7 protein-coding genes are annotated in these 12,903 nt (G+C 40.6%); all 7 read right to left on the bottom strand.

Going from position 1 to position 12,903, the window contains the following annotated elements:
• Positions 1 to 8: 8 nt before the first annotated feature.
• On the bottom strand, positions 9 to 1,970 hold the full coding sequence (locus ACT8YW_RS10840) for a glycoside hydrolase family 97 protein (protein WP_444104894.1): 1,962 nt from the start codon (positions 1,968 to 1,970) through the stop codon (positions 9 to 11).
• Positions 1,971 to 2,120: 150 nt separating this feature from the next.
• Positions 2,121 to 3,581 carry a glycoside hydrolase family 28 protein gene (locus ACT8YW_RS10845; protein ID WP_444104895.1) on the bottom strand — a complete coding sequence of 487 codons (1,461 nt, stop codon included), beginning with the start codon at positions 3,579 to 3,581 and terminating at the stop codon, positions 2,121 to 2,123.
• A gap of 5 nt (positions 3,582 to 3,586) precedes the next feature.
• The gene (locus ACT8YW_RS10850; protein ID WP_444104896.1) at positions 3,587 to 5,119 is read right to left on the bottom strand and encodes a GDSL-type esterase/lipase family protein; all 1,533 of its coding nucleotides are present in this window, start codon (positions 5,117 to 5,119) and stop codon (positions 3,587 to 3,589) included.
• A gap of 13 nt (positions 5,120 to 5,132) precedes the next feature.
• Positions 5,133 to 6,362, bottom strand: a complete 1,230-nt coding sequence (locus ACT8YW_RS10855) for a glycoside hydrolase family 76 protein (protein ID WP_444104897.1) — start codon at positions 6,360 to 6,362, stop codon at positions 5,133 to 5,135.
• A gap of 82 nt (positions 6,363 to 6,444) precedes the next feature.
• Complete coding sequence (locus ACT8YW_RS10860) at positions 6,445 to 7,791, bottom strand: BT_3987 domain-containing protein (protein WP_444104898.1); 1,347 nt, start codon at positions 7,789 to 7,791, stop codon at positions 6,445 to 6,447.
• A 23-nt stretch (positions 7,792 to 7,814) separates the two neighbouring features.
• On the bottom strand, positions 7,815 to 9,749 hold the full coding sequence (locus ACT8YW_RS10865) for a RagB/SusD family nutrient uptake outer membrane protein (protein WP_444104899.1): 1,935 nt from the start codon (positions 9,747 to 9,749) through the stop codon (positions 7,815 to 7,817).
• Between the two features lie 19 nt (positions 9,750 to 9,768).
• Positions 9,769 to 12,822 carry a SusC/RagA family TonB-linked outer membrane protein gene (locus ACT8YW_RS10870; protein WP_444104900.1) on the bottom strand — a complete coding sequence of 1,018 codons (3,054 nt, stop codon included), beginning with the start codon at positions 12,820 to 12,822 and terminating at the stop codon, positions 9,769 to 9,771.
• Positions 12,823 to 12,903 lie beyond the last annotated feature (81 nt).

Below are 12,903 nucleotides of genomic sequence, written 5' to 3' on the forward strand. Positions count from 1 at the left end.
AATAGATATTAGTTATTAAATGATTCAATAATCGCTGCAAAGCCGCCATTGCGTGCCAGGCGGATCGATATTTTGTCTCCTTTTTTGAGGGTACGTTCATTTTTCTGGTAATCCATAGCTTGACGGTTCGCATTTTTTCCATCCTCAAAAGAAGTCATTTGATAGGTTTGCCCTTCTTTCAGAAAGTCTGTATCCAATTCAAATTCTCTTTGTTGTTCTTGGTTATTCGTCATGCCTCCGATAAACCATTTATCTCCTTTGCGTTTGGCTACAATGGCATATTCTCCGACTTTAGCTGCCAAAGCAATGGTTTCATCCCAGGTTTGTGGTACTTGAGTGATGAAACGCGTGCATTCGTCATTGCGGTAGTACAGTGTCGGATTATCTGCCATCATTTGGATTCCACTTTCGAAGAGAACGAACAGCGCCATCTGATAGGCACGTGTACCTATACTGGCAGAGTTAGGACGTTCAGAACGATAAATTTCCGGTTGCATACTAAGCATGGCACCCGGTGTATAATCCATCGGTCCCACTGCGTTTCTTATAAAAGGGAAATAGACACTATTATCAGGACGGCATCCTCCCATTTGTTCCATTCCCCTTACACCTTCATAAGAGAGCACATTCGGGTACTTATATTCTAGCCCGGACGGTTTAAAGGAACCATGAAAGTCGATAAACAAGTGATGCTTGGCTGCTTCTTTAGCTACTCTTTCATAATAATTCACCATCCATTGGTCGCTTCTGTCCATGAAATCAATCTTTATGCCTTTCACTCCCCATTTTTCGAATGTTTCGAATAGATTGAAGTTGTTTTCTACTGCCAGCCATGTCAACCAAAGCACGATACCTACATTTTTTTCTTTACCATAGCGGATTAGTTCATGTAAATCCACTTTCGGATTGGGAGTATAGGGATCTCTTGTTGATTTAGCCCAACCTTCGTCCATGATTATATAGGGGATTCCGTAATGAGCGGCAAAGTCGATAAAATATTTATAAGTATCCAGATTACAGCCTGCTACGAAGTCTACATCTTGCCCATAAGGCGTAGCACCGTTCCACCACTCCCAACTAGCTAGTCCGGGTTTAATCCAGGAGGTATCTTCCAATACGTTCTTATCGGCCAGTTTATAGGTCATGGTGTTTTCTATCAGCTGTCCGTCATCTTTGGTAATGACGAAGTAACGCCAGGGGAAGCAACGTTGTCCATTGGTTTTAGCTATATAATTTGCTTCTTTTAGAATCTTAAGACTACGGTCTCCATCTTCTCCGAATTCAAGAGGTACCTTGGGAAATACGGATAACATTCCGTTCCGGTCATTACTTTTCAGGAAAAGTGCAGGATAATCGGCCAATGCAGATTCGCTGATTAGAATCTTATAATCTTTACGTGTATCAATCAGCAGAGGAAGGAGAGCCATTGAACCGGTCGCTTTCCACTCTTGGCTCTGTACATGACGATACTCTTCCTCATAAGCTGTTTTAAATCCTCCCGGTTGCTGCATGTGCAACAGATAGTTCTCGGGAAAGTTTACTTGGAATATTTCGTTACCAACTTCAATCATTCCTTTTTTGTTGGTAATGAAGCGATAAGCGATGCCATCGTCGAAGGCGCGGAATTCTACCGAATAATCTCCTTTAAACTTCAACTGGAGTTGGTTGTATTTATTAGAGACCGTTGAATGCTTTAGGGCAATGATCGGTTTTAGTGATTCGTTAATGCTTTTTCTGTTCGCCTTTATTAGTTTTGGATGGTTTCCGGCTTCTTCATCCCCTAATTGCATTTGAAGGTTACATTGTTTCAGCAATGTATCTTTCTGACAGACTATATCGTAATAGATTTTATCAGAGATGTTTATTGAAACTTGTATGTTACCGTCTGGAGATGTTAACTGATGCATCTTTTGTCCGTAACCATGCAAGGATGCACAGAGTGTTAGAGCTAGTAATAAATGTTTGTTCATGATAATACTTTTGAAGGTGTTTTCTATTATACTGTTACAAAAGTAGTATATAGAAGCAATTACTTATTGTTATTTTGTGACATTAGTATCTATTTTATTTAAGATGTCGTTAGTCTGTACAGAAATGTCACAAATACTGATGTGATTAGTTTATTTTACTACCCTTCCATCAATGGTTATGTTACTGCATTTAGAATGTTCTATCATCTTCTTGGCTATGGAACCTGTTGATTGCAATTTTTCTATATGTATATCAGTTGCATCATCAAGAAAAACAGATGGGCGTTCGTCTGTGTTACGTTGTCGGATGCGGAAGTTTTCTATTAGAATATTATCTGCGTGACGGATATAAAGTCCGCCAGCCGGGTTTTCTTTGCCATACATACGATTTTCCGGATATCCTTTCAAATTTTCCGGAAGAGATTTGATCATGGCTTTCTCACCCCCAGCATGTTCTACGGTAATATCACGTAAGGTAATATCCGTGATACGTCCGGTAGGTGTGCCAGCGATTAGGGTGGGGATAATGCCTTCGGCTTTTGCTGTAATGTTGCTGAACAATAAATTGCGGATAATTCCAGATTGACCACTATGTTGGTTCATTCGACGATGATTCAGACAAATGAAAATCGGCGTAATAATGCCCTCCATACTGATATTATTGAAAGTCACCTGCTCTATGATGCCTCCGTCTACAGATTCAATAGCAATTCCGGATAATCCGGTATGAGTTTCTGGAGCTATATGGCGGTATTCTTTTGACCAGTCCCAGATATTACTTTCCGTAGTCGGACGGATCACGCAATTGGAAAACGTAATATTGCGGAAACCTGCCCATGAAGCTGTGCCAAACTTGATCGGGTTACAATTGGATGCGATGATACAATTGGTCACTGTGATATTTTCTACCATGAAATTAGGATCATCACTTTTCAGACAAATACCATCATCATCGCATTCAATGTGGCAATTAGTGATATTGACATTTCGTGCATCTACGTCAATGCCGTCATTGTTTCCCATGGAAAGGGAAAATATAGAAATCCCGTCTACAATCACTCCATCACAACGGAACAAACGTATGGTCCATCCTGCGGCATCTCGCACTTCTATATCACGCAGAGACATTCTTTTGCAATCTTTGTAGTAAATGGCATAAGGACGTTTGCCGTCGTTGAGGCGATAATTCTTCTGAAATTCAGGATGTCGTGCATTACCGTCAATGATGCCTGACCCGGAGATACCTGCATTTTCAATGCTATCTGCTACAATGAGAGAGCGGGTAGGGTAGTCTTCCGGATTGCGATAACTACCTCGGATAATGGAGCCACGACAAAGATGCAATTCTACGTTGCTGCGTAGGTAGATTGTCCCCGTAATATATGTTCCCGGTGGTATTGTTACTTCGCCACCTCCGGTTTCGGCACAGGTGTCGATAGCCATTTGTAGTGCTTTCGTATTTAGTGTTGCCGCATCTCCTACGGCACCAAATTGAGTAATTTCTACATTGCGTGCTGCTATACTTTGTGCAGCGATTAGAAAAGTGAAAGTCAGTCTGCTAAAAATCTGCTTCCCTGTATAGGGAAGCAGATTCAGTATGTTGTTTCTCATCTTTGTTATTTCTTTAGTTTCAAAGTAATGGTCAATTCCACCCGACATCCGGCAGCGTTGGTGAATGTACCGATGTATTCACCTGCCTTTTGGCTGTTGAAGTTGGAAATGGTAGCTTCGCGACGGTCGGAAGTAAAACCGTCCGGACCTTCCCAATGCCAGTCACCATTAGATGGATGTGGTCCGAAGGTTACACTGTCGCCCTCTTTTACCTCCATTTCACTAACGTTCTTCCATCCGCCGTAATTAATATAAGATATCAATTCAGGACAGATGGTAGTTCCTTCCACTGCTATGGTAAAGTCTATAGAACTTTGGCGTCCATAATCGTCCGTATATGTAGCAGTATATTTGCCGGCTTGTGTAGGAAGTACAGTTTGTAAACGGACTTCTCGTGTGCCAGCAAAAAAGTTTTCCGGACCAGTCCATGCCCACGAACCTTCTTTTTCATTTTCTACTTCTGGTGCAAGAGTTACATTTCCCCCTGGATTAACGCGTATGAAGCTGCTTTTGGCCCATCTTCCCTGCATATCCAGCACTTGGGGAGTAATAGTGCTACCTTGTTCGCCCTTGATGGAAACCAGAAAGTTAATAATGCTTCGGTTGCCTGTCATATCTGTGTAGACGGCAGTATACGTACCTCCGCGTTGTACATTCTCCAGTTTAATAATCCGGTCGGTAGAGGTAAACCCTTGTGGTCCGTTCCATTTCCAATTACCTTTTGCCGGTTCCGGTTTGAAAGTGACTGTACTTCCTTTTTCTACTACGGCTATGCTTTCTTTTATTATTTCACCTTTGGTTACGAAAATGTTTGGCTTAATGACTTGCGCATCCTTTATCTTGTTATACGCAATTTGTGCCATAAGAGCAGAGCCGGCATCATCCGGGTGTACGTTATCCGGGAATTCATTACTTGCGCCTAGCAATGGTTGATGAAAGTCGATAATATACGCTCCGATTTCTCCGGCTATTTCTTTCACACGAGGGATGAGTTCTGTTTCGACCATTTGGTTTTGAGGAGCTTTATCCGGTCCGAACAAAGGTGGTGCCAGACAGACATAGATGATAGGATCTTTTCCATTCTGTCTGAATTCTGCTACCATATCCAGATAGTTAGGCTTGAACTCTTCTTTCAATTGGTTCCAACGCCAGGGATCAGCATCGTTTGTTCCTAAAGCAATAATCAGGATTTGCGGATTCGCTTCTTTAGCTTTAATAAAACGGTCGGTATTCCAATAGGGGGCATCGCTATTTTTGAACATAGTTGTACCACTCACACCACAATTGAGGACTGTATAACCGCTTCCTAGCAGTTTACCCAATTGTCCCGGCCAGGCTTTTTCCTGGCAGGTGTTCCCAAATCCCTCTGTGATGCTATTGCCTACACAAACAACCTTGACCGGTTGTTGGGCTCTTGCTACGACTTCGTTCACTTCTGGGGTGGATGGCTTTTGCTTTTGTGTATCTTCGTTACTGCTGCATGCTGTCGAGAGCATGCTAAATGCAAAGCAAAACAGTAAACTCCATCTTTTTGTCATATCATCCTTTATTTTATGGTTTCTCATCTGGGGTTACCTGTGTCATTACTACGGCACTTACCATTTCCATTGCTGTCCACGTTTTTCCTGTTTCCGGTATTAACGGCGTTTGCTTCGCCCATTCATTAAAGGTGATGTTGTTAACTCGTTCACGTGTTTCCCAAGCAGCAATAGCATTCTTACGCATCCATTCATAGTAGGTGATTGGTTTTCTCTCAGAGGTATAGTCTGCTTGGTAATCCCATAAATTATTATCTTTCACGAATAATCCCATACCCCGTGCAAACTCTGATTGCCATGTACCATCGCGATGCCACTTCGACATTATTCCGTTTTCATCTACTTTATCTCTCATTACAAACTGAATGGATTCTTTAGCATGTTGGGCATAAATTTCATTTTTAGTTATACGATATAATGCATTGGCTGCTTCGATAAAGGCTCCTACATTATAAACGTTATAAGAGCGCGGTCTTACTCCGTCTTTGCTGATTTTTTCGTCAACGGCTCCATTCGGTTCACGTAGTGTAGTATATACCCAATTGTAAATGTCTTTTGCTTGATCCAGATATGTTTGGTTTCCAGTTGCTTCATAAAGGTAACAAGCCATAGATATGGCTGGGTTGTTGCTTAATCCTGACTTATCGGCTTTGTCAATACTCCACCAAAGACCACCACCAAGTGCTGTATCATATCCACGGTTGTAGAGAAATTCCCAGTCCCACTTTGCTTGTTCCAAGAATCGTTCGTTACCTGTGATTTGATAACCTCGTATGAAGGCAAGTCCAGCCCATAGTAAGTCGTCTTGGAAGTCATTCCAGGTCCAGTCCATTATATCGTTGGTTTGGGGATTTTTCTCATGTTGACGGAAAGCATCCAGTAGGTTGGTAAGTAGTGGCTTTAGAGATTCATCTTTCCGGCATTCGTAACGGTCTTCGACCATTAGTATAATCAAGGCTTGATTCCAAAAGTAAGCCCAATGGTTGGAAGTCTGGTTTTCTCGATAATAAGTAAGTCCGTCTTTACTATTGTTTTTCTCAAGTAAGAATGCTTTATTATAGTAATAGAATGAGCTATCGGCGATGGATGGTGGAATTTCATCGTCTTCTCCCGGAGTAGGGTCAGGATTTGGGATGGGATCTGGATTGTCTGTTGGTGGTTCAATCGGTTTGTTATCTTCTCCGCTACATGAAATCGGTAAAAGCATAAATAAACAAATAAAAAGTCCTATTAGTTTTTTCATTTTATAAAACGGATTAATTAAAGAAAGGGGATATTACAAAACTAATCTTGTAATCTCCCACTTTCTTTAAATTGGTTATACATTATTTAAGTCCATATGCATATACTTCAGCTAGTGCTGAGTTATTTCCGTTATAACTTTCGGTTATCAGTATCTTAAAATAACGTCCTTTTGTTGGCGTCACACCGAATACTTGAGCACCACTTTCTTGTTTCATAGAGAAATCTCCTACAGTTTCCCAATGTGCTTTATCAGAACTTACTTGGAAATTACCTGCTTTTACATAATTGGAGCCTTCTCTTTGTACCAAGGCAAATTGGGTGAAGGTACATTCTTTTTGAACATCAATGATCACTTCGTGAGGTAATGCGTGAGAACCATTTTGCCATTGTGAGTGCCAGAAGGTTTGGAGGTTTCCATCTAATAGACATTCAACTGGTCCGCTATTGTTTTGTACCTCACCGACTAATTCTTCAGTATTAGCTTCCGCTGTCCATTCTGTACGATCTAATTGTTCTCCCATGATGCGGATAGCCATCGGATATATAGCGTTAGTAGAGGATATTTCAAATTGAGATACGTTTTTAATACGGATAGGTAACATATAATCTCCCGGTTGCAATTGGGAGCCTTTCACTTCAACAAGTAGAGTTGTTTCTGTTGTCCCATTAGGAAGGGGCATTGAACTTGCAAATGAGTAGGAGTTTTCCGGGAGTATCTGGAAAACAGTTCCATTGGTATTATTGTATTGGGTGATATATTCATTATCTACCACAAATTCGCACTCTATATCCCATTTATTATTGGTGTCGAGCTTGAATGGAACCTTTTCGGAAATCTTGGAAACTAACCCATAAGTATATGCCTTCACATTTACATACGAATCTTTAAACCCAATAGTAGGTGTGATAACTTCTTTCAATTGTAAGAACAATTGATTTTTAGTAGCATTAATAGAGTCGTTTTCACTGCTGACATATAAAGGAAGTACCCATATAGCATTAGGGTTACTTGCGATTGCAGCCATAACTTCTCGGGGTTTCAGAGATAAGTTAACCAACTTGTAACTGTCCTCTGCTGAGAATTCCAGCTGACTCTTATCGAGTGAATAAGCACTGGGGCTAATCACCTGATAATTTACACCTTCCAGATCACTGTATTGCTCGTCTACCTCTTCTTGAGTCATTACGGTAATATCTGCTTTGGCACTTAGAGTAGGATCACTTCCGGCTTTGATAAGAGAAAATGAATATGTATTATCTTCGTCTGTATTATATAGTGTCAAATCTTGTTTACCACTGATACTCAAATATAGTATTTTGTGAAATTTCTCTGGTATCTGATTCTCAAGATCATATTTTGATCCCTCGCAGGCGCCTAAAGTAATCAGGCAGCCCGCTAACAATGATAAATATGTTGTCTTTTTCATTTTATTGTTACTTTAATAGGGTATTAATATTCTGGGGCTTGCACTAATTGCGGGTTATTATAGATTTCATTTGACTTAATTGGCCATAAATACATACGGTTACTCCATTGGAATTGTTGATTGATGACTGTGCGCTGATTTAATGCACTGAAACTTGGATTCATACCAGCACCTTGTACGTTTAATCCTTCGCGTACGTTAGCTCTCAATACTTGAGGAGCAATCATCCAACGGCGTACATCATAGAAACGATGACCTTCTCCCCAAAGTTCAATGAAACGTTCGTTACGTACCCAATCCATCATAGACATATCACTAGTCACGTCTGATTCTGTTAATTCTCGTACACCAGCGCGCTTACGGATAGGGTTCAAGTATTTAATAGCATTCTTATTGTCTTCTAAAGCTGCATAACATTCAGCTACATTAAGATAAAGTTCGGCCAATCGGAAAAGAGGTTTGGCATAGTTCTTACGATTATCCTTACCTGTGACTGACGAGATACGAATTTCGGGGGCAGTATATTTTTTACTGATATATCCTGTAACTGTATAGTCTCTATTGAAAAGAGTTGGATTGTAACCTTGCTTGTTGCCGTCTCTTAAGTTGATACGTAAGGGACTTCCATCACACATGATTGGTGAATAATCATCACCATCAAATGATAGATTTGCGTAAAAGCGTGGCTCCCGATTTACATTTAATTTGATGACTTCCTGGCGGTCGCTCAGATTGGCTGAAGTGAACCACTCATTCTTTTGGGGGAATGCGGGATCTTTTTCTGGCAATTTTCCGTTTTTAGTATAGAAATGCTCTGCACTATAGAGGGTAGGTGAAATAGCACACCAACCGTCTATCCAGTTATTATTATATTGTAAAATACGTTTGGGCCATGTCGCAAAATTAATCCATTGATTATCACCTTGCATGAATACCCCCCAGATGATTTCTTTGTTGCCATCGTTTTCATCGGAGTTGGAAATACTACGTAACATTAACACCCTTTTAGCAAATTCTTGACCTTCCGGTGTACTTGTATCTACACCTGGAATATATGGATTTGGAATGTCCGCCAGAGTACGTGGAAGATTGTTCATGTCTACTAATGAACGTCCTCCTTCGTTTTCAGCATATTGCAGAGCGTCCAGGTTTGCTTCCAATGCACGTTGCCATTTTTGTGGATCATAGGTATGGCTGACTAGTTCTTTGCCATATCCGGGAGTCTCATAGTTGGTATTCTTCCAATCAGGATATGGGAATTTACCATTCCATAAATCAGATGCTGCATAGAGAAGCACACGTCCTTTAATAGCCTTAGCAGCTGTGGAAGTAGCGCGTCCCCAGTCATCTGCGTTTCCCACTGCTGGTAAATGGGGGACCGCGTCATCTAATTTTTTTACGATATAGTCCACTACATAATCATAATGTGAGCGTCCAGGCATATCTTCAGGCATTGTTGATTGAGGAAGGCGCTGGTCTACAATAGGAATAGGGCCATACATGGCTAATAACCGGGAGTGGTAATAGGCTTTTAGAAATTCAGCTTCCGATCTCCAGCGAGCTTTGTCAGCATCTGTGGCACCCCGTGGATTATTTTCTGCCAGAATGTTTAGAAACATATGACAATGTCCGTTATAGTTATAATAGCCGTCCCAATAACCACCAGCATTGGTAGAAGACCATAGGTTCCAGGCTGTTTTTTGATTATTTCCGTTCCACAAAGGAGGATCTACGGATTCATCAGCAGACCATTCGTAGGTAGAATATACAAAGGGCGCACAAGACTCTACTGCAATATAGCAAGAGTTGATAAAGTTGACGGCGTCTGTAGCATCAATCATTGTATCTTTAGTCTCTGGTTGTTCGGGCGGAACAACATCTAGATAGTCACATGATGCGAATATGCTTAGGGGTAGAATAGCACGTAGTGCAATCTTTTTTATAGTAAGTTTTTTCATATTATCAAAGTATTACATATTAGAAATTCAATTGTACACCAAAATTGAAAGTGCGTTGTAATGGATAAGCATTCCAGCTAAGTTCTGGATCCCAAAGTTTGAAAGGACTCCATACAGCCAAGTTGTCTCCACTAAAGTAAACACGGCAATGTGGGAATGAATAACCTACTTCCAGCGTTTTGAAACGGATAAAGTTTCCATTGCGTAGCCAGTGGCTGCTCGCTTCTTTGTTGTTCTTAATGTCAGTGTTACTTAATCCTAATCTTGGGAAAGCTGCATCTGGATTCGGGTTATCTATTGACCAATGGTCGTCGGCTATCCACTGCATCACATTGTTATTTCTTTCACCAAACTCTGTCATTGCGTTATTAATCATGATTTTGCGTTGAGCCGATCCATTAAAGAATACACCAAAATCAAGTTTCTTATATGTCAGATTCAATCCTAAACCGTATTGGATGCGTGGCATGGAACCGAAGGAAGACAACATAACTTTATCATCATCATTAATTTTTCCATCACCATTCACATCGCGATACTTGATATCACCAGGTTTCACTTGGCTGCCTAATCCGCTTTGATCCGGACCATTATCGATTTCTTCTTGATTTTTGAAGTAGCCTTCTGAAATATATCCCCATGATATACTTAGAGGTTGCCCGGTCTTTTTCTTCCATACAGCTTCATAATTAGGTTCATCATAGTAAACGTATTTGTTTCTGTTGTATGTAAAGTTGGCGCGTAGGTCTACATTCAAATCTTTGATAACCTCTTTGTGCCAGTTTAAACTGAGTTCTATACCTTTATTGTCTACCTCACCAATGTTACTCCAGGGAGTTGTACCAAAATAACCTAATAAGGTAGGCCATGAACCGCGTTTCATAAGTATCTTATGGCGATGGTCAAAGAAATAATCAAAAGTGATATTCAGTTGGTTGAATAATTCTATATCAACACCTATGTCTAACTTGTTTACACGTTCCCAGCAAGCATCTTCAACACCAAAAGAACCAAATGAAGGGCCATTTTGTGTGAATTCGCCATCGAATCCGGTATGGTATCCTCCACCTGAAAGGCCGATTTGGCTTACATACAGGTAATGTCCTGCACCTTCATCCATTTGGTCACTTCCTACAATACCGTAAGATCCACGAAGCTTTAAATAGTTCACCTGTTTTTTTATGGGTTCCCAGAATTTCTCTTCACTGATAACCCAACCTAAAGACATAGCTGGGAAGAATTCAAAACGATCCTCTTTCAATAAACGCTCACTTCCGTTGTAACCGAAGTTGAATTCTGCTAAATATTTGTGTTGATAATCATAGGTGAAACGGCCGGATAAACCTTGCAATCTGTTAGGACGTACACCTGAACGATTTTCACGTTGCATATACATTAACATTCCTGATACAGAGTGACTTCCAAAAGTACGGTTGTAATCTAAGCGTGCATCAAAATAGAATGTGCTGTTAGAGCTATATCCATTATCTTTTTCTGTGATATAGTCATCACCGGAGTCTCCTAAACGCTCCAATTCGTATGTATCCGGATTATTAGGGTCCCACGTACTGCTCATCATGCGATAATAATAAGGAGCAATACTGCGAGTGAAATTGGAAGAAGCCCAGTTTTTGAAATTCACTAATGCTGTTAATTTCAACCCTTTAGTTACAAAGTCTAATCCTTGCTCTATATTCATGACTGTATTCAATGTGTTATAGTTCTCTTCTTTGAAGGAGCTTAACATTTTGGCATAAGGATTAGTATATAACTCTGAGCCGGAAATAATATCATTACCGAATCGGATATGCGTGTCATCCGGTTGAGCAGGATAGGTTGCCGGGAAAAGTACTGGAGCTACATCTCGAGCAGCGCCAAATAAATCTGTAGTTGAATAGTTGGGGCCTTTCAGTTTACCGATTTGGGCATTCATTCTTAAGCCTACTTTTGTTGTAGAGGTTAGCTTGTATGTCAGGTTATTCTGGAAGATATAATTCCAACGGTCGATGTTGTTGTCGTACGAGTATGTTTTGGGAGTATTCAACATACCGGTATCATGGTTGGCTTGTATGCTCATATAGTAGGTTATTTTTGAGCCACCACCGGAAACATTGATATTAGCACGCTCATTCCATGTCTGATTTTTGAACATTACGTCCTGCCAATCTATATCAGGATAGCGATAGGGATATTGATGGCTACGTGTCATATCAATATCCTCCTGTGAATAGCGGGTAGCTTTGTCACGGGCTGTTGCTGCTTCATTATATATTTCCATCCACGTGCCACCGTCTACATAATCAACGAACTTCATAGGTTTCTGTAAAGAAGCCTCTACTGTTACATTTATCTTGGCACGTTGATTGACTTCACCATCTTTAGTAGTAACCAACATCACCCCGTTTGCACCACGGGCACCATAAATAGCAGTCGCAGATGCATCTTTTAATATGGAAAAGCTTTCGATTGATTCGGAAGGTATACGATCCAGGTCGCTTGAAGAAATTTCTACACCATCCAATAAAATTAAAGGTGTAGATACTCCTCCGAATGTACTGATACCACGAATATAGAAAGAAGAAGTTGAACCTGGTTCTCCACTGCTGGTGGTAGAAACAACACCTGCCAGTTTTCCTGCAATACTGTTTGTTAACGAAGAACTTGGAGCTTTTAAAGTTGCGCCTTTAACGGACGTAATCGCCCCTGTTACTGAAACTTTTTTTTGCGTACCGGCTCCTACAATGACGACTTCACTTAACATTTCATTGTCGGAGGCTAATTTCACATTAATAAAACCTTGATCAGTGATATAGACATTTTGTTTCTTATAGCCGATATAACTGATTTCTAACGTTCCTCCTTTTTCATTAATAGGAATAGAGAAGCGTCCGTCTAGGTCAGTGATAACACCAGTTTTGGAGCCTTTGATAATAATGTTCGCTCCGACGATAGGGGTTCCGTCTGCTTCATCTACAACGGTTCCTGTAAGGGTACGTTTTCTACTGTTTTGTTGAATCTCCAGAAGATTATTCTGTGTTTCAACATCACGGTTTGTTAGGTTGGTAATCGCCAATGGGGTCTCTGCTGTCTTGGAATCAATAGCAGCTGTGACGGACAATGGACAACTCAATAGGCAAAGCAGTGAATATTTAAG

The organism is Bacteroides sp. (assembly GCF_052357945.1).
In the GTDB taxonomy this organism is placed as follows: Bacteria; Bacteroidota; Bacteroidia; order Bacteroidales; family Bacteroidaceae; genus Bacteroides.

What these genes read in the sequence shown, in the direction of transcription:
- ACT8YW_RS10840 (WP_444104894.1), bottom strand. Translation starts at nt 1,970, where the DNA reads ATGAACAAACATTTATTACTAGCTCTAACACTCTGTGCATCCTTGCAT.
- ACT8YW_RS10845 (WP_444104895.1), bottom strand. Translation starts at nt 3,581, where the DNA reads ATGAGAAACAACATACTGAATCTGCTTCCCTATACAGGGAAGCAGATT.
- ACT8YW_RS10850 (WP_444104896.1), bottom strand. Translation starts at nt 5,119, where the DNA reads ATGACAAAAAGATGGAGTTTACTGTTTTGCTTTGCATTTAGCATGCTC.
- ACT8YW_RS10855 (WP_444104897.1), bottom strand. Translation starts at nt 6,362, where the DNA reads ATGAAAAAACTAATAGGACTTTTTATTTGTTTATTTATGCTTTTACCG.
- ACT8YW_RS10860 (WP_444104898.1), bottom strand. Translation starts at nt 7,791, where the DNA reads ATGAAAAAGACAACATATTTATCATTGTTAGCGGGCTGCCTGATTACT.
- ACT8YW_RS10865 (WP_444104899.1), bottom strand. Translation starts at nt 9,749, where the DNA reads ATGAAAAAACTTACTATAAAAAAGATTGCACTACGTGCTATTCTACCC.